The organism is Stenotrophomonas maltophilia (assembly GCF_002799245.1).
GTDB classification, from domain to species: Bacteria; Pseudomonadota; Gammaproteobacteria; order Xanthomonadales; family Xanthomonadaceae; genus Stenotrophomonas; species Stenotrophomonas maltophilia_S.
Map to the genome: position 1 here is coordinate 704613 of NZ_NEQV01000001.1, position 24713 is coordinate 729325.

At 66.7% G+C, this 24713-nt stretch carries 20 protein-coding genes and 4 tRNA genes; 12 read left to right on the top strand and 12 right to left on the bottom strand.

The annotated features are described in order from the left end of the window. Positions 1-2: 2 nt before the first annotated feature. The 5 genes from B9Y64_RS03375 to B9Y64_RS03400 form a co-directional block, all read right to left on the bottom strand. Positions 3-78 (bottom strand) — tRNA-Lys (locus tag B9Y64_RS03375). 79 nt (positions 79-157) lie between these two features. Beyond that, a tRNA-His gene (locus tag B9Y64_RS03380) sits at positions 158-234 on the bottom strand. Between the two features lie 193 nt (positions 235-427). Further along, on the bottom strand, positions 428-1174 hold the full coding sequence (locus tag B9Y64_RS03390) for a BPL-N domain-containing protein (protein WP_238379833.1): 747 nt from the start codon (positions 1172-1174) through the stop codon (positions 428-430). A gap of 124 nt (positions 1175-1298) precedes the next feature. Continuing rightward, positions 1299-1375: transfer RNA gene (locus B9Y64_RS03395), tRNA-Arg, on the bottom strand. A 39-nt stretch (positions 1376-1414) separates the two neighbouring features. Beyond that, a tRNA-Pro gene (locus B9Y64_RS03400) sits at positions 1415-1491 on the bottom strand. Between the two features lie 179 nt (positions 1492-1670). Here B9Y64_RS03400 and B9Y64_RS03405 point away from each other — a divergent pair. Next, positions 1671-2429 (top strand): Bax inhibitor-1/YccA family protein, encoded by a 759-nt coding sequence (locus B9Y64_RS03405; RefSeq protein ID WP_100439499.1) that lies wholly within the window; start codon positions 1671-1673, stop codon positions 2427-2429. A 92-nt stretch (positions 2430-2521) separates the two neighbouring features. Further along, positions 2522-3142, top strand: coding sequence for a flavin reductase family protein (locus tag B9Y64_RS03410; RefSeq protein WP_100439500.1), 621 nt, complete (start codon positions 2522-2524; stop codon positions 3140-3142). A gap of 3 nt (positions 3143-3145) precedes the next feature. On the opposite strand, the gene B9Y64_RS03415 is transcribed toward B9Y64_RS03410, so the two are convergent. The 6 genes from B9Y64_RS03415 to grxC all read right to left on the bottom strand — a co-directional run bounded on the left by B9Y64_RS03415 (position 3146) and on the right by grxC (position 7945). After that, on the bottom strand, positions 3146-3907 hold the full coding sequence (locus B9Y64_RS03415) for a sulfite exporter TauE/SafE family protein (protein WP_100439501.1): 762 nt from the start codon (positions 3905-3907) through the stop codon (positions 3146-3148). A gap of 25 nt (positions 3908-3932) precedes the next feature. Then, the gene (locus B9Y64_RS03420) at positions 3933-4841 is read right to left on the bottom strand and encodes a LysR family transcriptional regulator (RefSeq protein ID WP_100439502.1); all 909 of its coding nucleotides are present in this window, start codon (positions 4839-4841) and stop codon (positions 3933-3935) included. 53 nt (positions 4842-4894) lie between these two features. Then, positions 4895-5635 (bottom strand): cysteine hydrolase family protein, encoded by a 741-nt coding sequence (locus tag B9Y64_RS03425; protein ID WP_100439503.1) that lies wholly within the window; start codon positions 5633-5635, stop codon positions 4895-4897. A 243-nt stretch (positions 5636-5878) separates the two neighbouring features. After that, positions 5879-6883, bottom strand: a complete 1005-nt coding sequence (locus tag B9Y64_RS03430; RefSeq protein WP_014036138.1) for an isocitrate dehydrogenase — start codon at positions 6881-6883, stop codon at positions 5879-5881. A 382-nt stretch (positions 6884-7265) separates the two neighbouring features. Then, positions 7266-7658 (bottom strand): carboxymuconolactone decarboxylase family protein, encoded by a 393-nt coding sequence (locus B9Y64_RS03435; RefSeq protein ID WP_100439504.1) that lies wholly within the window; start codon positions 7656-7658, stop codon positions 7266-7268. Further along, positions 7655-7945 carry a glutaredoxin 3 gene (gene grxC, locus B9Y64_RS03440; protein ID WP_100439505.1) on the bottom strand — a complete coding sequence of 97 codons (291 nt, stop codon included), beginning with the start codon at positions 7943-7945 and terminating at the stop codon, positions 7655-7657. The genes B9Y64_RS03435 and grxC overlap by 4 nt, the downstream gene beginning before the upstream one ends. Positions 7946-8033: 88 nt before the next feature. Between grxC and B9Y64_RS03445 the strand changes: the two genes are divergently transcribed. The 9 genes from B9Y64_RS03445 (at position 8034) to lpxH (ending at position 21645) form a co-directional block, all read left to right on the top strand. Further along, on the top strand, positions 8034-9734 hold the full coding sequence (locus tag B9Y64_RS03445; protein WP_202909036.1) for a M48 family metalloprotease: 1701 nt from the start codon (positions 8034-8036) through the stop codon (positions 9732-9734). A gap of 116 nt (positions 9735-9850) precedes the next feature. Continuing rightward, the gene (gene phoB, locus B9Y64_RS03450; protein ID WP_005408258.1) at positions 9851-10540 is read left to right on the top strand and encodes a phosphate regulon transcriptional regulator PhoB; all 690 of its coding nucleotides are present in this window, start codon (positions 9851-9853) and stop codon (positions 10538-10540) included. Positions 10541-10646: 106 nt separating this feature from the next. Beyond that, positions 10647-11978 (top strand): phosphate regulon sensor histidine kinase PhoR, encoded by a 1332-nt coding sequence (gene phoR, locus B9Y64_RS03455; protein WP_100439507.1) that lies wholly within the window; start codon positions 10647-10649, stop codon positions 11976-11978. 4 nt (positions 11979-11982) lie between these two features. Next, entirely contained in the window at positions 11983-14070 is a 2088-nt protein-coding gene (ppk1, locus tag B9Y64_RS03460; protein ID WP_100439508.1) for a polyphosphate kinase 1, read from the top strand. Positions 14071-14181: 111 nt separating this feature from the next. Further along, positions 14182-15708, top strand: coding sequence for an exopolyphosphatase (ppx, locus tag B9Y64_RS03465; RefSeq protein ID WP_100439509.1), 1527 nt, complete (start codon positions 14182-14184; stop codon positions 15706-15708). Positions 15709-16025: 317 nt separating this feature from the next. Beyond that, a complete protein-coding gene (locus B9Y64_RS03470; protein ID WP_100439510.1) occupies positions 16026-18968 on the top strand; it encodes a TonB-dependent receptor domain-containing protein in 2943 nt (980 codons plus the stop codon). A 170-nt stretch (positions 18969-19138) separates the two neighbouring features. Next, positions 19139-20284, top strand: a complete 1146-nt coding sequence (locus B9Y64_RS03475) for a glycosyltransferase family 4 protein (RefSeq protein ID WP_100439511.1) — start codon at positions 19139-19141, stop codon at positions 20282-20284. Further along, a complete protein-coding gene (locus tag B9Y64_RS03480) occupies positions 20265-20804 on the top strand; it encodes a phosphatase PAP2 family protein (RefSeq protein WP_100439512.1) in 540 nt (179 codons plus the stop codon). The genes B9Y64_RS03475 and B9Y64_RS03480 overlap by 20 nt, the downstream gene beginning before the upstream one ends. 94 nt (positions 20805-20898) lie before the next feature. Then, positions 20899-21645 carry a UDP-2,3-diacylglucosamine diphosphatase gene (gene lpxH, locus B9Y64_RS03485; protein WP_100439513.1) on the top strand — a complete coding sequence of 249 codons (747 nt, stop codon included), beginning with the start codon at positions 20899-20901 and terminating at the stop codon, positions 21643-21645. An 87-nt stretch (positions 21646-21732) separates the two neighbouring features. On the opposite strand, the gene B9Y64_RS03490 is transcribed toward lpxH, so the two are convergent. Next, positions 21733-22986 carry a zinc-dependent metalloprotease gene (locus B9Y64_RS03490; protein ID WP_100439514.1) on the bottom strand — a complete coding sequence of 418 codons (1254 nt, stop codon included), beginning with the start codon at positions 22984-22986 and terminating at the stop codon, positions 21733-21735. A 225-nt stretch (positions 22987-23211) separates the two neighbouring features. Here B9Y64_RS03490 and B9Y64_RS03495 point away from each other — a divergent pair, with 225 nt between their 5' ends. Further along, positions 23212-24669 (top strand): DUF2235 domain-containing protein, encoded by a 1458-nt coding sequence (locus B9Y64_RS03495; protein ID WP_100439515.1) that lies wholly within the window; start codon positions 23212-23214, stop codon positions 24667-24669. The last annotated feature ends 44 nt before the right edge of the window (positions 24670-24713 follow it).

Below are 24713 nucleotides of genomic sequence, written 5' to 3' on the forward strand. Positions count from 1 at the left end.
CTTGGTGGGCCGTCAAGGATTCGAACCTTGGACCTATTGATTAAGAGTCAACTGCTCTACCAACTGAGCTAACGGCCCGTGAAACTCAGACGCACATTGTAGCGTGCTTTCTGTTTATTGCAATACCGTTTCGGCTGCGCCGATGCGGTTGAATCAGTGGGGTGGCTGAGGGGATTCGAACCCCCGACCACCGGAATCACAATCCGGTACTCTAACCAACTGAGCTACAGCCACCACTGAAACTTTCGCTCCCCGCCGATACCGCCAGCGATGGAACCTTTGTGCGTTGCGACCGGGTCGAACCAGAAGTCCGTCCCCCGAAGCGAGTCCGGCATTTTCCGGGAGTCGCGAAGGAATTGCAAGCATTTCTTCACATTGATGTGCAGGGCCGTGTTCCACCCCGCTCCACCGCCGTCGCACCGCCAGTTCATGGTCGGGCGGCATCCAGCAGATCCTTGAACAGATCGGTCGACGGCATCTGCGAACGCGGGATGCCTGCCGCCCCGAACCACTGCGCTGATGCTTCCGGATGCGGGCCGGACAGCACCACCACGCCCTTCCCACGGCGATACGACGCCGCGGCGATGTCGCCATTGGCGTAGCGGGAAATCACCTTGAACCCCTGACCGCGTGGCGCGGCATGCAGGTAGGGGCCATCCTGGAAGTACACCGTCTCGCGACGCCCGTTCCAGATGACCGGAACCACGGCATCGTCCTCATCCTTCACCGGGAATCCCGGCCTTCCCGCCTCGGCGTCGAGGTCCTGCGCAAGCAGGCCGAAGTGCGATGCGCCCGCCAGATAGGCGCCCATGCACAGGCCGATGTAGGCTCCCCCGGCGTCGACGAAACGGCGGATGGCCGCTGCTCCATCCTCGCCCACGGCCTCCATCGCGGCCTCGATGTCCTGGCCGCCACCCGGCTGCACATAGGCCCGGTAGCGCGACGCGGCGAGCGAATCGACGTCGACGGCCTCGTCCGGGCCCAGAAAGACCACGCGATAGTCCGGACGTGAACGGTGGATGGCCTGCTCGACCGCTTCCGAGCACCCCGGACAACCGGCCTCGCCGCGGTAGACCGCAATGACAGGCTCGGCAGCGGCCTGCGCACTTGGCATCAGGCCCATCGCCAGCAGCAGCCAGCACGATCGCGCAACGTTCATGGAGGGATGGCTCATGGCGGGCACCCCTGCATGGGGCAGGCCGACTATGCCTTGGCCACGACGGGCCAGATTGAATGCGCGCCAACGCAGCACTGGGCCAGGCAAGGTCCGGCAGCCGCAGGAAATCCAGAAGATGAGATGGCGCGCCCGACAGGAATCGAACCTGTAACCGCCGGCTTAGAAGGCCGGTGCTCTATCCAGTTGAGCTACGGGCGCCCGAACCGGAACGGTGTCCAATCCGACGTGATGTGGGATTGGTCGGGGTAGAGGGATTCGAACCCCCGACATCCTGCTCCCAAAGCAGGCGCGCTACCAGACTGCGCTATACCCCGGTCTTGCAATCCCCTCGGGCCAGGCCCGGGGAGTTGGTCATTGTCGCCAAGCCGGTCGCGAACTGTCAACGCGGACTCTCGAGCCTGACGCCTGCCACGGCGCCGTACGTGCTCATCGGCTATGCTCGCGGTCATCGGCCGGATGGCCGTCCTGACCCTCATTCGCACGGAGAACTCGCATGCGCAGCGGCAACCCGGCTCTTTCCGAGTCGACCTTCCTCGACCTCGCCAGCGGTTCGGTGGTGACCAGCCCCGACCAGGTGATGACCCTCAACGGCACCGCCAACAAGACCGGCATCCTGCTGCTGTTGACCGTGCTGACCGCGGCGTTCGCCTGGAGCCAGTCGGTCGACGAGTACGGCCAGATTTCCGGCAGCGCGGGCCTGTACGCCATCGGCGGTGCCATCGGCGGCCTGGTGCTGGCGCTGATCACCATCTTCAAGAAGGAATGGTCGCCGGTCACCGCGCCGATGTACGCGCTGGTCGAAGGCCTGTTCCTGGGCGCCGTGTCGGCCCTGTTCAACATGAAGTACCCGGGCATCGTGTTCCAGGCCGTGCTGCTGACCTTCGGCACCCTGGCCGCGCTGCTGTTCGCGTACCGCAGCGGCGTGATCAAGGCCACCGAAAACTTCAAGATGGGCGTGGTCGCCGCCACCGGCGGCATCGCCCTGCTCTACCTGGCCTCGTTCGTGCTGGGCTTCTTCAACATCAATGTGCCGGTCATCCACGACTCCAGCTGGCTGGGCATCGCGTTCAGCCTGTTCGTGGTGGTGGTGGCTGCGCTGAACCTGGTGCTGGACTTCGACTTCATCGAAACCGGCGTGGCCCAGCGCGCGCCGAAGTACATGGAGTGGTATGGCGCGTTCGGCCTGATGGTGACCCTGGTCTGGCTGTATGTGGAATTCCTGCGCCTGCTGTCGAAGATCCAGCAGCGCTGAGTCCAGCCACGCCGTAAACGACAGGCCGCGGCCCGCAAGGGTCGCGGCTTTTTTCGGGCCGCAGCTGCCCGACCCTACGCAACAAGACCGCCATGCCCGACACCTTCCACAGCTACCGCCCGGCAGAGGGCCACCGCCTGCCGCACGACCCGTTCAACGCCATCATCGGCCCGCGCCCGATCGGCTGGATTTCCAGCCACGACGCGCAGGGCGCGTTGAACCTGGCGCCCTACAGTTTCTTCAACGCCTTCAACTACACCCCGCCGATCATCGGATTCTCCAGCCAGGGCCGCAAAGACTCGCTGCGCAACATCGAAGCCACCGGCGAGTTCGTCTGGAACCTGGCCACCTTCGACCTGGCAGAGGCCATGAACGAAAGCTGCCGTGCGGTCGCACCGGATGTCGACGAGTTCGCCCTCGCCGGCCTGACGCCGCTGGCATCCACGCAAGTGGCGCCGCCGCGTGTGGCACAGAGCCCGGTGAGCATGGAATGCCGCTGCACCCAGATCTTGCGCCTGCGCGACGCCGCCGGACAGGACACCAACGGCTGGCTGGTGCTGGGCGAGGTGGTCGCCGTGCATATCGATGCGCGGTTGCTGGTCGATGGCATCTACGACACCGCGGCTGCCGCCCCGATCCTGCGCGGCGGCGGGCCTGCCGATTACTTCCGCATCGGCGCCGAACAGCGCTTCCGCATGTTCCGCCCGGCCTGAACCTCAGCCCGCGACTGGGCGCGCCAGCAGCACCGGCAGCGACGACGCCAGCAGCGCGATGCCCGAGGCGGTCAACAGGCTCAGTACGATCTGCCGGAAACGCGCCTCGCTGATGCCGATGTAGACGCGCGCACCCAGCAGGGTCGGCACCAGCATGGCCGGTGCCACGATGGCGAAGTACGGCAGCATCTGCCGGCTCACCAGGCCGCTGCCAACATAGGTGGCCATGGTCACCGCCAGCATCGCCAGATTGAAGTTCTGGATGACTGCACGCTGCTCATCCTTGCCGAAGCCTCGCAGCGTGCTCCACAACGTCGGCACCGGTCCGGCGAAACCACCGATGCCGCTGAGCACGCCACCAGCCATGCCAGCGATCGCGTCACCGATACGGCCGCCCACGCGGATCGGCGGCAATGATCGCGCCATCAGCATCACCGGGCACCACAGCGCCAGGAAACCGCCCAGCAGCGCCTTGAACCAGTCCATGTCCAGCTGCGGCAGCACCATCACGCCCAGCGGAATGCCCGCCAGTCCACCCAGCACGAACGGCAGCAGCAGACGCAGATTGAATCCGCGCCGCACGGTGAACACGGCCACCAGCTGGCCGACCAGCGCGCCGAACACCGACAACGTGGCAGCCAGTCGCGGCTCCAGTCCCCATGCCCAGAACGACATCGCCACCATTCCGAAGGCGAAACCGGACAGGCCCTGCACGAATCCGGCAACGATCGCACCAAGCGCGACCAGCAGATACACCGACTCCATCACCACCTCGGTTCCAGCCGCGCGACTACCCTGCCGCGCCCACCTGTGCAGCGTAGTGCGCCGCAAGGTGCTCGACCAGCGCACGCACCTTGGGCGCCAGCGCACGTGCATGCGGATACAGCGCGAAGTAGCGTCGCTGGCCGGCATGCCAGGCCGGCAGCACGCGGATCAGGCGACCCGCGCGCAGGTCCTCCTGCACGGTCAACGCGGTGAACAGGCTGATGCCCATTCCGGCCAGCACGGCAGCGTACAGCGCGGGCGTGGCATCCACGCGCAGGCGCTGCCCGGCTTCGACGCTCACCATTGCGCCGCGCGGCCCCTGCAGCTGCCAGGGCGGCATTGACGCCGTTGGACTGAAACCCAGCAGCGTGTGCTGTTCGAGATCCGTTGCCTGCCGGGGCAGGCCGTGACGTGCCAGGTAGGCTGGTGCGGCGACCAGGATGCGCGGGCAGCTGGCCAGTTCGCGCGCGACCAGCTGGCTGTCCGGCAATGAAGCCGCAATGCGCAATGCCAGGTCGAAACCACCGCCCACCACATCGACCAGCTGATCATCCGCCGACAGGTCCAGCGTGACCTGCGGGTAACGCTGCAGGAACGAGGGCAGCCAGTGCGGCAGCTCCTGGCTGGCCACCACCTGCGGCACGCTGATCCGCACGCTGCCACTGGGTTGCGCCTGCCCGGCGCGGGCACGGTCGTCCGCTTCCTGCAGGCGGTCCAGCAGCGTTGCCGCCTCACGGTAGTAATCGCGCCCGGCCTCGGTCAATGACAGCCGGCGGCTGTTGCGATCAAGCAGGCGCACCTGCAGGTGTTCTTCCAGCTGCCGCAGTTGCCGCGACATCGCCGAGTGGGTGGTACCCAGGCGTTCGGCGGCCGCAGTGAAGCTGCCCGCATCAACGATGGCGCGCAGCGCACGCAGGGCGGCGAAGTGATCCATCGTCGGGCAGCTCCACATGGCGGGGCCCACGGCATGCGGGCCCCGCCAGCTTATCAAGCGCCGTCGCCGACCTTGCGCACCGGCAGTGCCAGGATCGCGTCAGTGGTCATGACATCGCCGAAGGTGTCCTCGATCTGGGCCAGAGAAGCTTCATGCAGCGCACGATGGCCGATGCGCTGGCCGCCGGCCAGATCCAGGTCACGGCTGGCGCTGGCATCGGACGACACGATCACCCGGTAGCCACGCGGCGCGGCCGCTGCGTCACGCGCGGCACCGGCCACGCAGGCATGGGTCTGCAGGCCGGTGACGATCAGGGTGTCGACGCCGGCGTTCTTCAGCACCTGGTCGAGCACTGCGGCGGAGGCGCCAGCGAACACACTGACGTTGTCCTTCTGCACCACGGTCTCGCCCTGGCGCGGCTGCAGGTCGCGATGGAAGGCGGCATTGACGCTGCCCTGCGCGAACAGGGGGGCGCCGGCCGGCAGCACATGCTGCACATGGATCACGCGGATGCCGTGGGTATCGGCGAACTGCACCACGCGCTGGGCCTGGCGCAGCGCAGCCACGCCATCGGGGATGACCATGCGGCCACCGGCAAAGCCCGGTGCGGCCTTGGCATCGAAGTACTCGTTCTGGAAGTCGATCACCAGCACGGCGGTCTTCGCCGCATCCAGCGAGGTCGCGACCGGCGCGCCGGCCATGTGGCGGATGGTGGGATGGGCCGGCTCGGCGGCGGCGGGGGTAGCGACGGCCATGCCGATCAGGCTGGCCACGCCAAGGGCGGTGAGATTCATGTGCGGGATCCTGTGCGGCGGGTGGGGAGCACAGGATGCGGAGCGGATGGCGCACGAACCAGCCATGTATCGGCACATTATCTGTGCGATGTACGCACAGACCATGCCTGGTAGAGCCACCCCAGGAAGGCTACGCACCACCAGGGCTCGTCATCCACGCATGCGGTGGATTTACCCGAACGTAAACGCAACAGGGCGCCCGAAGGCGCCCCGCTGTGGATCCAACCGAGGTCGGCCGGCCGCTTACAGGCGGCTGGCGATGGCCTGGGCAAAGCTCATGGTGGTGCCGGTGCCGCCCAGGTCGCCGGTCAGCGAATCCTTGGCTTCCATGGTCGCCACGATGGCCTTGCGCAGGCGCTCGGCGTTTTCCGGCTGGCCGACATGGTCCAGCATCTGCGCGGCTGCCAGCAGCAACGCACACGGATTGGCCTTGCCCTGGCCGGCGATGTCCGGCGCGGTGCCGTGCACGGCTTCGAAGATCGCCGCGTCCTTGCCGATGTTGGCACCCGGGGCCAGGCCCAGGCCGCCGACCAGGCCGGCGCACAGGTCGGAGATGATGTCACCGAACAGGTTGGTGGTGACGATCACATCGAACTGTTCCGGACGCATCACCAGCTGCATGCAGCAGTTGTCGACGATCATTTCCTGGAACTCGATCTCCGGGTACTGCGCGGCCACTTCACGGGCGACATTCAGGAACAGGCCCGAGGTCGACTTGATGATGTTGGCCTTGTGCACGGCAGTGACCTTCTTGCGGCCGGTGCTCTTGGCCAGCTCGAAGGCGTAGCGCACGATGCGCTCGGAGCCCTTGCGGGTGATGCGGGTGCCGGAGAAGGCGGTCTCGCCGTCAGCCGATACCTCCTGGCCTTCAGCCAGGTAGGCACCTTCGGTGTTCTCACGAACGGTGATCAGGTCGACGTTGTCGAAACGCGACTTGGTGTTCGGGAAGGTGTGGGCCGGACGCACGTTGGCGTACAGGTCGAAGTGGCGGCGCAGGCTGACGTTGATCGAGGTGAAGCCACCACCGACCGGGGTGGTCAGCGGGCTCTTCAGCGCGACCTTGTTGCGCGCGATCGATTCCAGGGTCACCGCCGGCATCAGGTCGCCGTGCTTTTCCAGGGCCACCAGGCCGGCGTCGGCGTCTTCGTACTCCAGGCCAGTCTTGAGCTGGTCGAGCACGAACAGGGTGGCGTCCATGATTTCCGGGCCAATGCCGTCGCCGCGGATGACCGTAATTTTCTGCGTCATTGATCGATGTTCCGAACAGGGGGAAAAACGCCGTCCGGACGTGCCCGGAAACGCCGGCGCAAAGGAAGTTTCACCAGCAATTATGCCTTAGCCGGGGGCGGCTACCCAAGTAGACGTTGGTCCCAGCCCCGGCCAAGACATAGCTGCCCGCGCATTTCTCCTCTACCCCCGCCTGTCGGCGCGCCCCTGCAAACCGCTCTGCGGCTTGCCCGCGCATTCCACCTTATCCCCGCGCCTACCGGCGCGCCCCCTTGAACAACAAGGGGGCTCTTGGTCAGGGAGATCGCGGGGAAGGCCTGGCGGTAGTGCCGGCCGCTGGCCGGCAACCCCGGCCAGGTCGGGTTCAGGCGATGCCGGCCAGCGGCCGGCACTACCGGAGCACTCAGTGCTCGTGCGCTGCCGGGGCGGCGCCGCCGCCTTCAAGCTGGTCGAGGAAGTCGACCGCGCGGCGCAGGTGCGGGATCACGATGGAACCACCAACCACCAGGCCGACCGAGAAGGTCTCGAAGAACTCCTCGCGGGTCACGCCGGCGTCCTTGCACTGGGCCACGTGGTAGCTGATGCAGTCGTCGCAGCGCAGCACCATCGAGGCCACCAGGCCCAGCAGCTCCTTGGTCTTCACGTCCAGCGCGCCGGCCTGGTAGGTCTGCGTATCCAGCGCGAAGAAGCGGCGCACCACCTGGTTCGGTTCCCCCAGGATGCGCTCGTTCATGCGCTTGCGGAACTCGGTGAACTCGGCGATGCGGTCCTTGCTGCCGTCGTCGGCGGTGCTCATGCCTGGCCCTGCCCGGCCAGCAGCGGCTCGAGCTTGCCTTCACGGTGCAGGGCCATCATGTCGTCGTAGCCGCCGACATGGACATCGCCGACGAAGATCTGCGGCACGCTGGTGCGGCGGGTCAGCGCCATCATCTTCTCGCGCTCGGCCGGGTCCAGGTCGATGCGGACCTCGGTCCACTGCTGGCCCTTGCTCTTCAGGAAGTTCTTGGCGGCCACGCAGTACGGGCAGACGGCGGTGGAATAGATGGTGATGGCGGGGGTACCGCCGGCGGTCTGGGCTGTCACGGGAAACTCCACGATGGATCGACGGTCTACATATGGTACCGGTGCGCTGGAATTTCCACGCCACGGCCGCAACACTGTGGATTAACGAATGGTTGCCCCCCGCCCTGCCACGCTTGGCGCGCCCCGCCCGAGGACCTTCTGCTTGCGAGCCCTGCTGCTGACTACCGCCGTCACCCTGGCCCTGGCCATGCCGCTGGCCCAGGCCCAGGAGAAGCTGCCCGACATCGGCTCCTCGGCCGGCGAGCTGCTGACCCCGGCCCGCCAGGCCGAGTACGGCGCGATGATGCTGCGTGAGCTGCGCAACTACGGCTACCTGCTGGACGATCCGCTGGTCAACGACTGGCTGCAGACCATGGGTACCCGGCTCGGCTCCAACAGTGACCAGCCGCGGCAGCCGTACACCTTCTTCGTGATGAACGACCGCCAGATCAACGCCTTCGCCACGCTGGGCGGCTACATCGGGGTCAATGCCGGACTGGTGCTGACCGCCGAGCGCGAGGACGAGGTCGCTGCGGTGCTGTCCCACGAAATCGCCCACGTCACCCAGCAGCATGTGCTGCGCGGTGTCGAGCGCGCCCAGCGTGACCAGATCCCGATCCTGCTGGGCATGCTGGCGGCGGTAGTAGCGGCCCAGGCCAGCAACAGCACGTCGTCCGGCAACGCGACGATGGCCGCGATCAGCTCGGGCATGGGCCTGATGCAGCAACGACAGATCAACTACACCCGTTCCAACGAGTCCGAGGCCGACCGCCTCGGCATCCGCACCCTGTCGCGCAGCGGCTACGACGTGGATGCCATGGCCGGCTTCTTCGAACGGATGTCGGCGGCCATGCGCGGCAACGATGGTGGCTACAGCGTTCCCGAGTTCCTGCGCACCCACCCGGTCAACATCACCCGTATCAGCGAGGCCAAGTCCCGCGCCGAGCAGATGAAGAAGGATACGGTGCTGCTGACCACCAGCACCCCCACCGGCGAGCGCAGGGAACGGGTGGACCCGGCCGATCCCAGCCTGGGCGAGCCGCTGCTGCGCGGCAACAACCCGCTGCTGCCCAGCAGTGTGCTGCGCTTTCCGATCGGCCAGCTCAACCGTGGCGCCAGCGGTGACTTCGACTGGGCGCGTGAGCGCCTGCGCGTGCTCAGCGCGGACTCCCCCCCCGAGCTGGAACGCGAGTATGCCGACCTGGCCAAGCGGCAGAAGGACGGTCTCAACGATGCACAGCGCTATGGCCAGGCGCTGGCGGTGATGCGCGGTGGTCGTGCCGGTGCCGGCCAGGCCCGGCAGACGCTGGCCAGCCTGCTTCAGGCCCACCCTGGCAACCTGTGGCTGGCGCTGGGCCTGGGCGAAGCGGAGTCGCGGGCGGGCCAGACGGCCCAGGCCAACAGCCGCTTCGAGCAGCTGCTGCGCGAACACCCCAACAGCCGCCCGGTGGCACTGACCTATGCCGAGATCCTGAACGAACAGGGCAACCGCGAGGCCGGCCAGCGCGCGCAGGCGATGCTGCGCCCGCTGCTGTCGCAAAGTGGTAACGATCCGGTCTTCCAGCAGCGTTTCGCCCGCGCCAGCGAGCTGGCCGGTGACAGCGTGCGTGCCAGCGAGGCCTATGCCGAGGCCGCCTTCCTCAGCGGCCGGCCGGAACAGGCGCTGATGCAGCTGCAGGCGCTCAAGCGCAACCCGGCGCTGGATTACATCGGCCGCGCGCGGGTCGACGCCCGCATCGAATCGATCACCCCGACCGTATTGGAACTGCGCCGCCAGGGTGTGCAGGACCCGGACCTGGACCGCCGCTGAGCGCCGCATGACCGGCCGATGGCAATCCAGACCGGTTCCGGCCGGGTAGTCACAAACATGTCATCAAACCGTAGTCTACTGGCACCACTCCAGTAACCGAGCCCTACGGTGTCCTCGTGCAGAAACGCATCCTGATCGTCGATGACGAGCCCGCGATCCGTGAAATGGTCGCCTTCGCCCTCCGCAAGGGCGATTACGAACCGGTCCACGCCGGCGATGCCCGGGAGGCCCAGACCGCGATCGCCGACCGCGTTCCGGACCTGATCCTGCTGGACTGGATGCTGCCCGGCACCAGCGGCCTGGACCTGGCCCGCCGCTGGCGCAAGGAAACGCTGACCCGCGAAGTGCCGATCATCATGCTGACCGCCCGCGGCGAAGAGAACGATCGCGTCGGTGGCCTCGAAGCCGGTGTCGATGACTATGTGGTCAAGCCGTTCTCGGCGCGCGAACTGCTGGCCCGCATCCGTGCGGTCATGCGCCGCGCCCGCGAAGATGATGAAGACGGAAGCGTGGCGGTCGGCCCGATCCGCATCGACGGCGCCGCCCATCGCGTGTTCGCCAACGACCAGCCGGTGCCGATCGGCCCGACCGAATACCGCCTGCTGCACTTCTTCATGACCCACCCGGAGCGCGTCTATACCCGTGCCCAGCTGCTGGACCATGTGTGGGGCGGCAGCGTGTACGTGGAGGAACGCACCATCGACGTGCACATCCGCCGCCTGCGCAAGACGCTGGAGCCGTTCAACGCCGAGAACATGGTGCAGACCGTGCGCGGCGCCGGCTACCGCTTCTCCACTGCCACCTGAGTCTCGTCGTGCCGGCACCGCGCACCTGCGGGTGCCGGTGCCGGCAACTCTGCTATAACCCTCGGTTCACCCCAGTGAACCGCCGCACCTCAACGACGAGATCGCAATGCCCCGCCACATCCGCTCTGCCTGGTTGAAGACCCTGGCCACCGTTGCCGCGGTACTGCTGTTCGCCGGACTGGTGGGGTGGTTCACGGGCCATCTGTGGTTGTGCATCGCGCTGGGCGCGCTGGCCACCCTGGCCTGGCATTACTGGCGCCTGCGTACCGTGCTGCGCCGCCTGACCGCACGCCAGCGCTGGGACACCGCCGAGGAAGGCACCGGCGTCTGGAACGAACTGGACCGCCTGCTGTACCGCAACCAGGTGGAAATGCGCGTGCGCAAGCGCCGCCTGCTGGACATGCTGCGCAGCTACCGCGCCGCCGCCGCCGCATTGCCCGACGCAGTGGTCGTGCTGGACCGCAACAGCCAGCGCGTGCAGTGGTTCAACGAAGCAGCCACCGCCCTGCTCGGCCTGCACCATCCCGGCGACCTGGGCGAGGCCCTGGTCGAACGCCTGCAGCCAATGCCGCTGGCCCACTGGCTGGCCGGTGGCCGCAATGCCGAACCCATCCTGGATGTGCCCTCACCGGTCGATCCGGCGATCCGCCTGAACCTGCGCCTGATTCCCTATTCGTCGGATTACTGGCTGCTGATCGCCCGTGACGTCAGCAAGCTGCTGCGCCTGGAACAGGTGCGCCGCGACTTCGTCGCCAACGTTTCCCACGAGCTGCGCACACCGCTCACCGTGGTCCACGGCTACCTGGACATGATGGACCCGGAGGATTTCCCGGGAACCGGGCCGATGCTGGAAGAAATGCGCAAGCAGAGCCAGCGCATGGCCCAGCTGGTGGAAGATCTGCTGACGCTGTCGCGCCTGGAATCGCAGGAACACAGCGAGGAAGAGACCGTGGCCATGCAGCCGATGCTGGCGACCCTGCGCCGCGAGGCCGAGGCGCACAGCCAGGGCCGTCACCAGATCAGCATCGACGACCTCGCCGGTGTCGACCTGCAGGGTTCGACCAAGGAACTGCACAGCGCCTTCTCCAACCTGGTCACCAACGCGGTGCGCTACACCCCGGCCGGTGGCCGCATCGCGGTGGAGTTCCGCCGCGAGGGCGACGGTGCGGTGCTGGCGGTGCGCGATTCCGGCTACGGCATCCCGGCCACCCACCTGCCACGCCTGACGGAACGCTTCTACCGTGTTTCCAGCAGCCGCTCGCGCGAAAGCGGCGGCACCGGACTGGGCCTGTCCATCGTCAAGCACATCCTCGGCCTGCACCACGCACGGCTGGAGATTGAAAGCGAAGTCGGCAAGGGCTCGGTGTTCTCCTGCCATTTCGATGCCGACCACGTGCGCCCGCGCGAGTCCGCCCCCCTGACCTCCATCGAAGAATGACGCCATGAGCAGCCTCGGATCCCTCCCCCTCCCCGTGAGCCCGGACAACGATCCGTTGCGCGACCCGGCGCTGTACATCAACCGCGAACTGTCGCAGCTGGATTTCAATTTCCGCGTGCTGGCGCAGGCCATGGACCCGCAGGTGCCGCTGCTGGAACGCCTGCGCTTCATGTGCATCTCCTGCACCAACCTCGACGAGTTCTTCGAGATCCGCGCCGCCGCCGTGCGCCATGCGCAGGAATTCGGCCTGCCGCCGACGCCGGACGGCATGAGCCCGCAGACCGTACTCACCTCCATCCATGACCGCGCAGCGGAACTGGTGGACCAGCAGTACCGCTGCTGGAACCAGACGCTGCGCCCGGCACTGATGGACGCCGGCATCGGCGTGCTCGGCCGCCATTCCTGGACCGACCGCCAGAAGCGCTGGCTGCGCGCGTATTTCCGCAACGAGATCATGCCGGTGCTGTCGCCGCTGGGCCTGGACCCGGTGCATCCGTTCCCCAAGATCCTCAACAAGTCGCTGAACATCGTGGTGGTGCTGAAGGGCACCGATGCATTCGGCCGCACCGGCCACCTGGCCATCGTGCGTGCACCGCGTTCGCTGCCACGCATCATCCAGCTGCCGGAAAAGCTTGGCGGGCCGCAGAACTTCGTGTTCCTGTCTTCGGTACTGTCCGCCTTCGTCGATGAGCTGTTCCCGGGCCTGGAAGTCCAGGGCGCCTACCAGTTCCGCGTCACCCGCAACTCCGAGCTGGTGGTGGACGAGGAGGAAGTGGAGAACCTGGCGCTGGCACTGCGCGACGAGCTGGTCGACCGCGGCTACCGGCCGGCGGTACGCCTGGAGATCGCCCACGACATGCCGCGCGAGATCGTGCGTACCCTGCTGCAGAATTTCGGCCTGACCGAGAACGCGGTGTACCGTATCGATGGCCCGGTCAACCTCAACCGCATCATCCAGCTGTACGACCTGATCGCGCAGCCGGACCTGAAGTACCCGCCGATGACCCCGCGCACGCTGCGCGACAGCGACGGCATCTTCGAGACGGCGGCACGCCAGGACCTGCTGCTGCACCACCCGTTCGATGCCTTCACCGCGGTGCTGGAGCTGATCCGGCAAGCGGCGATCGACCCCAACGTGCTGGCGATCAAGCAGACCCTGTACCGCACCGGCAAGGATTCGCTGATTGTCGACGCGCTGATCCAGGCCGCGCGCAACGGCAAGGATGTGACGGTGGTGGTGGAGCTGCGCGCGCGCTTCGACGAAGAGGCCAACCTGGGCCTGGCCGATCGGCTGCAGGAAGCCGGCGTGCAGGTGGTGTACGGCGTGGTCGGTTACAAGACCCACGCCAAGATGCTGCTGATCGTGCGCCGCGAGGGCCGCAAGCTGCGCCGCTATGTGCACCTGGGCACCGGCAACTATCACAGCGGCACTGCCCGCGCGTACACCGACATCAGTCTGATCACCGCCGATGCGGACATCGGCAACGACGTGCACCTGCTGTTCCAGCAACTGTCCGGGCTGGCGTCGAAGATGAAGCTCAAGCGCCTGCTGCAGTCGCCCTTCACCCTGCACACCGGCATCCTCGGCCGCATCGAGCGCGAGACGCGCATCGCAGCTGCCGGCCGCCCGGCGCGGATCATCGCCAAGATGAACGCACTGAACGAACCGCAGGTGGTGCGCGCGCTGTACGCCGCGTCGCAGGCCGGCGTGCAGATCGACCTGATCATCCGCGGCGCCTGCACCCTGCGTCCGGGCGTGCCGGGCATCTCGGACAACATCCGCGTGCGTTCGATCGTCGGCCGCTTCCTGGAGCACAGCCGCGTCTACTGGTTCGGCAACGACGGCGCACCCGAGCTGTACTGTGCCAGCGCCGACTGGCTGGAACGCAACCTGCTGCGCCGGGTGGAAACCTGCTTCCCGATCCTGGACCCGGAACTGGCCAAGCGGGTGTACCGCGAGGTGCTGCAGAACTACCTGGACGACAATCTCAACGCCTGGGAACTGGATGCGGACGGTGTGTACCACAAGCGCGCACCGGCCCATGACGAAGCACCGCATTCGGCACAGATGGCGTTGATGCAGGGGCTCTGATCCGGTGTACGGGGTCAGGTCCCCTTTCCTGCGGAAAAGGGCTCTGACCCCACTCCCCTTGTGAAGATCGCGCGGTGACGCCGCGACCCGGCCTTCGGCTAACATTCGTCCATGCCGCATACCACCACGACTCCGCCCGCATTGCAGGATGGCGACCTGCTGGCCGCCATCGACCTTGGCTCCAACAGTTTCCACATGGTCATCGCGCGCTATACGCTCGGCCAGCTGCGGGTGATCGACCGCCTGCGCGAGACCGTGCGCATGGCCGATGGACTGGATGGCAAGGGTGGCCTCTCCGCAGCGGCCCGCCAGCGCGCACTGGAATGCCTGGCGCGCTTCGGCCAGCGCATCCGCAATGTGCCGCCGCACCGGGTGCGCGCGCTGGCCACCAACACCGTCCGCCAGCTGCGCTCGCCGCAGTCGTTCCTGGTCCCGGCCGAAACCGCACTGGGGCATGCCATCGAAGTGGTCAGCGGACGCGAAGAAGCCCGCCTGATCTACCTTGGCGTGGCCCACGCGCAGCCGCCCAAGCCCGGCCAGCGCCGGCTGGTGATCGACATCGGCGGCGGCTCCACCGAATTCATCATCGGCATGGGCATGCAGACCCTGGAGCGCGAAAGCCTGCAGGCCGGCTGCATTGCCAGCACGCGGCGTTTTTTCCCCGGCGGCAAGCTGAGCAAGAAGCGCTGGAAGGACGCGCTGGCCGAGATCGGCCGCGAGTTCCAGCCCTTCGCCAGCAAATACCGTGCGCTGGGCTGGCAGGAAGCGCTGGGTTCTTCGGGCACGCACAAGGCGATCAGCGAGATCTGCGCAACGATGAAGCTGAGCAAGGGCGCGATCACCGCCGAGGCCCTGCCGCAGCTGCGCGATGAACTGCTGAAGGCCAAGAAGATCGACGACATCCAGTTGCCGGGCCTGTCCAGCGACCGCCGCCCGATCATCGCCGGCGGCATCCTGGTGCTGGAAGCGGCGTTCCAGGCGCTGGGCCTGCAGAAGCTGCTGGTCAGCAAGGCGGCGATGCGCGAAGGCATCCTGTATGACATCGTCGGCCGCGCCGGCGAGAACGACCTGCGCGATGAATCGGTGGCTGCACTCAGCCAGCGCTACGGTATCGATACCGTACAGGCCGAGCGCGTGCAGGAGACCGCCCTGTCACTGCTGGAGCAGGTGCAGGAACGCTGGAGGCTCGATGCCGACGATGCGCGCATGCTCGGCTGGGCCGCGCGCCTGCACGAACTGGGCCTGATGATCGCGCACAGCGGCTATCACGTGCATGGCAGCTATGTGCTGGAACACTCGGATATCGCCGGCTTCTCGCGCCAGGAGCAGCAGATGCTGGCGGCCCTGGTGCGCAGCCACCGCCGCAGCGTGACCAAGACCGCCTTCGATGCCCTGCCCGAGCGCCTGCTGGTGACTGCGCGCCGGCTGGCGGCCCTGCTGCGCCTGGCGGTGCTGCTCAACCGCGCCCACGAAGACGACCCGCTGCCGGCGCTGGAACTGACCGCCGACTACAACCGGCTGTCGCTGATCGTGCCGCAGGCCTTCATCGATGCCCGCCCGCTGCTGCGCGCCGACCTGATCGGCGAGACCGATGGGATCGCCGGGCTGGGCATCCAGTTCCGTCCGTTCGTGGCCTGAATACGCTGTCCCCTGTTGTCCACTGGACAACAGGGGTGACACGCTTCGCGCTTCCACTTTGCGCAGTCTGGCGGTTTTTTGTGCTGCTTCGCAACACAACCGCGCGCTACGGGCGATCGCCACCCTCACGTAAGCGCCTGCTTTTGTTCACGTTTCGTGAAGGTTCGCGCCAGCTTGTGACATAAATGGATACGAACCCTTTACAGAGCATTAACTAACGAGACTACTATCGGGTCACCGGCTCGGTCATCGACCCTGCTGGCTCCTTCGACGCCCACTTTGGCGTCCTTTGCACGACCTGAGAGAGAGAGCTCGCCATGACTTCACGCACCACCGCACTGGGGCAGGCCATCCGCTATGCCCTGGCTACCACCGCAACGCTGGCTGCCCTGCCCGCGTTTGCCCAGGACGGCAGCAGCGCCACTCCCACCAACCTCGACCGCATCGAGATCACCGGCTCGCGCATCCGCCAGGTGGACGTGGAAACCGCCCAGCCGGTGTTCGCGATCACCCGTACGGCCATCGAGCAGCAGGGCTTCAGCTCGGTCGCCGACATCCTGCAGAACGTCACCGCGATGGGCAGCCCGGCGATCAGCCGCGCCAACGCGCTGACCGCCGGTGAGAACGCGGGTGGTTCGTACATCGACATGCGCAACCTGGGCACCCAGCGCACGCTGGTGCTGATCAACGGCAAGCGCCTGGGCATCAGCACCTCCGGTTACCAGGACATCTCCACGATCCCGGTCTCGGCGGTGGAGCGCATCGAAGTGCTGAAGGATGGCGCGTCGGCCATCTATGGTTCCGATGCCATGTCCGGTGTGGTCAACATCATCACCCGCTCGAATGTCACCGGTGTGACCGCCAACGTCTACCACGGCCAGTTCAGCCAGGGCGACGGCGCACGCGACCGCTTCGACGTGGTGGCGGGCTGGAGCAATGACCGCATCTCGCTGACCGTCGCTGCCGAACACGCCGAAGAAAAGGCGGTGTGGGCCAAGGACCGCGGCTTCAGCGCCTACGGCCTGACCGACCGCCATGCCGACAACCTGACCAACTGGACCACCATCAGCCAGTGGGGCCAGTTCACCGGCCTGAAGGGTCGCCCGGGCTGCACCAACGCGAAGGACGGCTGCAACTACTCGCTCAACCGTGGTGCCGACCCGACCAACCCGGCCAACTACCACATCACCGATCCGTCGGCGTTCACCGGTGACGTCAGCAACGCCAACGACCAGATGCACCTGAACTTCCCGCTCAAGCGTGATTCGGTGTACTTCGACGGCCGCTTCAAGATCACCGACAACGTCAACTTCCGCACCGAGCTGGGCTACAACAAGCGCAAGGCCGTGCGCCAGATCGCCGGCTACCCGCTGCAGTCCAGCACTGCAGGCGTGGGTTCGATGTCGATCGACAGCTACTTCAACCCGTTCGGCCGCCAGCACGGCTACGCCACCCCGACCGCCGTGGCCTGGAACCGCCGCACCTGGGAAGTGCCGCGCGTGACCACCAGCGAGCTGAAGACCTACCGTGCGGTGGCGTCGTTCGACGGTTCGTTCGAGATCGGCAGCCGATTCTTCGATTGGGAAGCGGGCTACCAGTACAACCGCAACGAGCTGGAAACCATCGCCACCGGCAACCTGCACAAGTCCCGCGTCGCCGGCGGCGTCGGCCCGTCGTTCTACAATGCCGCCACCGGCAAGGTCCAGTGCGGCACCGCTGCTGCACCGATCTCCTATGACGTGTGCAAGCCGTGGAACCCGCTGGTGCCGTACGGCACGATCGATCCGAACGGCATCGATGGCAATGCTGATCTGCAGGCCTGGCTGTTCCCGCCGGAAGTCACCACCGGCAAGACCACCAGCAAGAACTTCTTCGCCAACATCGCCGGCTCCATCGTGACCCTGCCGGCCGGCGACCTGGGCTTCGCGTTCGGTGTGGAAAGCCGCAAGGAAACCGGTGAGTACCGTCCGGATCCGCTGGCGCAGACCGGTGCCACCACCAACCTGGCCGCTGGCCCGACCGGTGGCGGCTACAAGGTCAACGAGGCGTACCTGGAAATCAACGTGCCGGTGCTGGCGGACCTGCCGGGTGCGAAGGAACTGACCTTCAACGGTGCTACCCGCTTCTCCGACTACGACACCTTCGGCAACACGCTCAACAGCAAGTTCGGCTTCAAGTGGAAGCCGTTCGACCAGCTGCTGGTCCGCGGCACCTGGGCCGAGGGCTTCCGTGCCCCGACCATCAGCGACCTGTACGGTGGTGGCTCGCAGACCTTCGCCCAGTTCAGCGATCCGTGCGACGTGCAGTTCGGCTCCTCGCGCACCAGCGCCGAGGTGCGTGCCCGCTGTGCGCGTGACATCGCCAATGCCGCGACCTTCCGCCAGCTGCGCCAGGGCAACCAGCCGGTTGCCACCTCCGTCGATGCCACGCCGGTGCCGTTCGTGTCCGGCTCCAACCCGAACCTGACCCCGGAAACCTCGACCAGCAAGACCCTGGGCCTGGTCTGGAGCCCGAGCTTCATCAAGAACTTCAACGCCTCGCTGGACTGGTGGAAGATCCGCATCGAAAACACCATCGTTGCCGACAGCCCGACCCAGATCCTGATCGACTGCTACGAGCAGGGCATCGATGCACGCTGCCAGCGCTTCACCCGTGACAAGTCGACCGGCCCGACCGCCGGCATCGTCGACACCCTGCAGTTCGGCAGCCGCAACGCCGGCTTCATGGAAACCGAAGGCTACGACCTGGACCTGAACTACCGCCTGGAAACCAGCGTCGGCAAGTTCAACGCCGGCTGGGCCACCACCTATGTCAGCAAGAGCATCTACCGCTCGACCAACGACAGCGCGGTGGTGCCGACCGTCTCCAACGGCATCGGCAGCAACTTCCGCGTCCGTTCGAACCTGGTGGTGGGCTGGGACCTGGGCAACTTCGGCGTCAGCTGGACCGCGCGCTACTACTCCGGCGTGAAGGAACAGTGCGTGGATATCCGTGCCTATCCGGACGAGTGCTCCGATCCGGGCGTGTATGCCCCGTGGTACAAGGGCGCACGCAACTACAACGAGCGTGGTTCGGTCACCTTCCACGACGTGCAGTTCCGTTATTCGCTGCCGTGGGATGCCACCGTCTCGGTCGGCGCCAACAACGTCTTCGAGAAGACCGGCCCGATCATGTACACCAAGCCGAACTCGGCCTTCTCGTACTACGGTGGCTACGACATCGGCCGCTTCGTCTACATGAAGTACCAGCAGCGCTTCTGATCCATCGCGCTGTGACGTGAAGCACGACGACCACGGCCCTTCGGGGCCGTGGTTTTTTTGTGGGCGACCTTTCCATACGGCGACCAGAGCCGCCGTCATCTGTTGGTCGCAAAGCGGTCATGTCGGCTACATCGCCAGGCCCGAGCATGCCGGAAACCGGGAGGCCCGCCATGCGCTATGCCATCGTCACCGAGACCTATCCGCCGGAAGTGAACGGCGTCGCCCTCACCGTACAGGGGCTGGAACAGGGTCTGCGTGCAGCCGGACACGAGATCGACCTTGTCCGCCCCCGCCAGTCCACCGAGGCGCTGGATTCGGCACCCGGCACGCTGCTGGTTCCCGGCGCCGCCCTGCCCCGCTACCCCGGCCTGCGCTTCGGCCTGCCGGCGCCGATCCGGCTGGGCCGCCACTGGCAGAAGCAGCGCCCGGATGCGGTCTACATCGCCACCGAAGGTCCGCTCGGCTGGTCGGCACTGCGCACCGCGCGCCGCCTCGGCATCCCGGTCGCCAGCGGCTTCCACACCCGCTTCGACGAATACCTGCCCGACTATGGCGTGGCGTGGCTGCAGGCTGCGGCCATGCGCTGGATGCGCCGTTTCCACAACCAGGCTGACGCCACCCTGGTGCCGACCCGCGAGCTGCAGCAGTTCCTCGGCGAACAGGGCTTCGAGCGCGTGCGCCTGCTGGCCCGCGCGGTGGACAGCCAGCAGTTCGATCCGGGCCGGCGTGATCCCGCGCTGCGCGAGGAGTGGGGCGTGGATGGCAACGGCCTGGTGGCGATCTATGTCGGCCGCATTGCTGCCGAGAAAAACCTCGGCCTGGCAGTGAAGGCATTCCGCCGGCTGCAGCAGATCCGGCCCAAGGCACGATTCGTGTGGGTGGGAGATGGCCCGGCCCGCGAAAAACTGGCACATGAAAACCCCGACTTCATCTTCTGTGGCATCCAGCGCGGCGATGCCCTGGCCCGGCACTTCGCCAGCGGCGATCTGTTCCTGTTCCCCAGCCGCAGCGAGACCTTCGGCAACGTGACTCTGGAAAGCATGGCCAGCGGTGTGGCCACCGTGGCCTTCGACTACGGCGCCGCACGCGAGTACCTGCGCAACGGCGAGAACGGCGCGGCGGTGGACAGCGACGAGCAGTTCATCGAGGCTGCCGTGCAACTGGCCGCCGATGACGCGCAACGCCGCGAACTGGGCGGCAATGCCGCACGCGCAATGAAACGACTGCATCCACAGCAGGTGGTGGCCGAGTTCGACGCGTTGCTGGCCGAGCTTGCGCAGTCGCGGAGGAGCGGCCATGCGCACCACGCCGCTTGAACTGCTGGCGGGGCGCGAGGCACGGTTGTGCCGGCGCGCGAACCACTACTGCCGACGCCGGCGCGTGCGCCGCCTGTTCTCGGCCATCAGCCGGCTCGGCGATGGCGTGTTCTGGTATGTGCTGATGGGCGCGCTGGTGGTGCTGGACGGCTTCGATGGCCTGCGCGCCTCGGTGCACATGGCCGCCACCGGCCTGGCCGCACTGCTGCTGTACAAGGGCCTCAAGCGCTGGACCCGGCGCCCGCGGCCCTACGCGGCCGATCTGCGCATCCGCGCCTGGGTGGCACCGCTGGACGAATTCAGCTTCCCCTCCGGGCACACCCTGCACGCGGTGTCGTTCACCATCGTCGCGCTGGCCTACTACCCCTGGCTGGCGCCGCTGCTGGTGCCGTTCACCCTCGGTGTCGCGCTGTCGCGGGTGGTGCTGGGCCTGCACTATCCTTCCGACGTGCTTGCCGCCACGGGCATCGCCGTCCTGCTGGCTTCGGCCAGCCTGACCTGGCTGCCGCTGCCGGTGTAGCCCCGGGGGTCAGATCCCTTTTCCGCCGGAAAAGGGATCTGAACCCACGATGCCCGCGGCGCTACCGCCGTCGTTGATGGCCTAGAATGCAGGCATGACCACGCTGTTCATTTCCGACCTGCACCTGGACCCCAGCCGTCCGGAGATCACCGACCTGTTCCTGCGCTTCCTGCGCGAGCAGGCGCCCGGCGCTGATGCGCTGTACATCCTCGGCGACCTGTTCGAGGCCTGGATCGGCGACGACACCCCCTCGCCTGCCGCCGACGCGGTGGCAGATGCGTTGAAGGTGCTGTCCGACAGCGGCGTGCCGGTGTACTTCATCCGCGGCAACCGCGACTTCCTGCTCGGCGAGGATTACGCGTGCCGCGCCGGCCTGCGCATCCTGCCCGACCCGTGCGTGGTCGAGCTGTACGGCCGCCCGGTGCTGCTGCAGCACGGTGACCTGCTGTGCACCGATGACATTCCCTACCAGCAGTTCCGTGCACAGACGCGCGACCCGGTGTTCCAGGCGCAGTTCCTGTCGCAGCCGCTGGCCGCACGCATCGCCTTCGCGCAGAAGGCGCGCGAGGCCAGCCAGGCCCGCCAGTCGGAAATGAAGCAGGGCGATCGCGCGCAGTTCGAGACCGTCACCGACGTCGCCCCGTCCGAAGTCGATGCCACCTTCGTGCGCCACGGCGTGGACACCATGATCCATGGCCACACGCACCGCCCGGCCATCCATACGTTGCAGGCCGGTGGGCGCGACCGCACCCGCATCGTGCTCGGCGACTGGTACGAACAGGGTTCGGTGCTGCGCGTGGATGCCAACGGCTGGTCGCTGGATACCCTCGCGCGCGAATGATGGATCGCAGGGTGCCAACCAAGGTTGGCATCTACCAGAGCAGGTGCACATGCCCGGGTAGACGCCGACCTTGGCCGGCGCCTGGCATCAGCGGAACGCCGCGATCGTGTGCTTGGTGTTGACCAGCACGCGCTGGTTGTCGGCGGTACTGGCATTGCCCATCGGGATGCCGTTGTAGCTGATGTTCGGGTTGGACCAGTAGTTCAGCCTCGGGCAGCTGCGGGTGCAGTTGTAGGCCATGATCGTGCGCCAACCGGTGCCGGTGGCCGGCTCGTAGCGATAGCCATGGCCGTAGGCATAGGGTGAGGTGCTCGAGTCGGTGGCGATGTCATGCCGTGCGCTCTGCAGGTGCCCGATCTCGTGCGCGAACGAGTAGTAGCCGGTTGCGCAATCCCAGTACACCGCAGCGAACGCAGTCGACGCGGTCGAGCCAATGCCCGACGCCAGGCCGCAGTAGGCGGTGTTGTTGATCAGCAGCACGCCCACGTCGGCTGCGGTGTTGTTGCGGCTGGTATGGATGCTGTCCATGTAACCATCGCTGGTGCCACGGAAGCGCGCCAGGTCGGTATCGAAGCTGCCCGACTCGGTGTAGCTGGTGGTCTCGTAACCGGCCAGCTGCATGGTGATGCCGACGTTGCTGTTGACGTAGCCCTGGTTCGACTCGGCCACTGCCAGCTGCACCAGCGACTGCATGTTGCCGCCATAGGCGGTGACGGCGGCATTGGTCGCCACCACCAGCACGCGGATGGTGGCTGGCGTGCCGGACGAAGCCTGTGCGATACCGATGCGATCGTTGTCGCCCATCGGAATCTTCGGCAGCTGGTTGTAGTCGGCCGGATGGTCGGCGGGCATCCGCGACTCATCCACTTCCACCAGCACGTGGCGATTGCCCAGCGGGCGCAGGCGGTACAGCTTTCCATCCTTGCGGATCGAGCCGGTGATGGTATTGCCCGAGCGCACCAGGATCAGCGAATTGCCGGGATCGTCCTGGCCGGTGGAGGATGCCGCGGTCAGCTTGTCCGAGGGCGAACGGAACTGGCCGTACCAGATGCTGCCGCCATCGGGCAGCGCTTCGACCTTGCTGCGCACCGCCTGCACGCGCTGGCCGAGCAGTTCGAATTCCAGCTGCGGTTGCGCAGTGGCCGCTGCATCGACACGCACTTCCTGCACCGTCGCCGTGGACGGGGTGGCCAGCAGCTTGCCCAGTGCGGGCTCACTGCTTGCCGATGCGCGGCTGATGACCGTCACCGGCTGGAACAACGATGCCGCATGCGCGGACGCTGCCACCGAGAAACCCAACACCAGGCCACCTGCCGCTTTGCCAATCGATCTGGACAACATTGCGTCGCTCCTTGAGTGATGTGAACAGCGTTGATGCAGCACGACCCGGTTTGCCGGGTTTGGCCATATGGCCTGCGCAGGTCGTGTGAATTCAATAGGCGAGAGGAGTGAAATTCAGGATTTGTGATCGACCGCATCTGCGTTCAGTCAGGTCAAAAGCGTCGCTACACTTCGCCAATACACCGTTTTCGCGCTACCGTGACGCAGCCACGACGGGGAATGCACATGGCGCGATCGCGGAACACGGACGAAGATGTCGACTTGCTGCGGATCGGCCTGTTCTTCGATGGCACCCGCAACAACGCACACAACCTGGCGCGTGGTCGGCCACAGCTGCCGCAGCCGCGCCCGCCGCAACTGCGTGCGGATGACGATTCGACCTACCAGAGCCGGCTCACCAGCAGCTACGACAACGGCCTGACCAACATCGCCCGCCTGCAGCAGCTGTATCCGGACAGCCGCACCGGCACGTCGGCCACGCCCTCTCTGTCGATCTACGTGGAAGGTGTCGGCACCCGCGATGACGCCGACGACGACCTGATCGGACTGGCATTCGGCATCGGTGCCAGCGGCGTGCGCGCCAAAGTGCAGCGTGCGCTGCAGGTGCTGCTGCCGGCTGCACTGGGCGTGCTCGCATTGCGCTGGCGCCAACCCCTGCGGCGCGTGCAGCTGGATCTGTTCGGCTTTTCACGGGGTGCAGCCGCCGCGCGTGATGTCGCCAACCAGTTGCGGGCCTGGGATGGCACGCGCTGGCGGCAGCTGTTGCAGGCCGCCGGCCTGTCCTGCACAACGGACTTTGCCCCTGCCGATCCGGTATTGCGCTTCATCGGGCTGTTCGACACCGTGGTTGCGGTCAACGGTGGCCGCGCCGACGAACATCCCCGCCTCGCGCTGCAGGCCGGCGTTGCCAGGCAGGTGGTGCAACTGAGCGCACGCGACGAGCACCGCCAGCACTATCCGCTCACCAGCGTATCGCCGCCCTTCCCCGAGATTGCGCTGCCGGGCGTGCACGCCAACATCGGCGGCGGCTACAACCAGCTCGAAGAAGGGCCCAAGCTGCTCAGTCGCCCGCGCCGGCAGTTGCTGCGCCGCCCGACCGTGGCCGACTACCAGACGCCACCCCTGGCGGTCCTGCAGGCGACCACGGCCTATGCCGAAGCACAGGCTGACGCCGAGCGCTGGCGGCAACAGCTGGGCGTTGACGAGAAGGAAGTCTGGGTGGATGTCTGGCACCAGTGGCAGCAACAGCGCCGCGCCGGCAGCCGCAGCGTGCTGCTCTCGCCGGTGCTGTATGTGACCGCCGCCGTCGTGCTGCGCCGGCGCATCGATTGGCGCTACCAGCTGATCGCGCTTCAAGTGATGCAGCAGCACGCCATCGATGCCGGCGTGCAATGGCACGCCAACGCCGCCGAAGTTCCTGGCTGGGAACTACCCGCCGCCCTGCAGCCGATCGCACGGCGGCTGGTGGCCGGACAAGCGCTGACCCAGACCCAGGAGGCGCTGTTGCGGCGGCGCTACCTGATGCAGTCGGCACACTGGAATTTCGACGCGCTGGGCGACACTGCGCTGACCTATGCCGCCGACGCCGGCGTCAGCGAGCTGCCGTATCGACCGGGCCCCGGCCTGTTCTACATCAACCGGCCCACGGTGGATGGCAAGCGCGTGGTGCTACCCAACGCATGAAAAAAGGGGACGGAGGGAATTAAGTCGTTTGTGCCAAAACGACT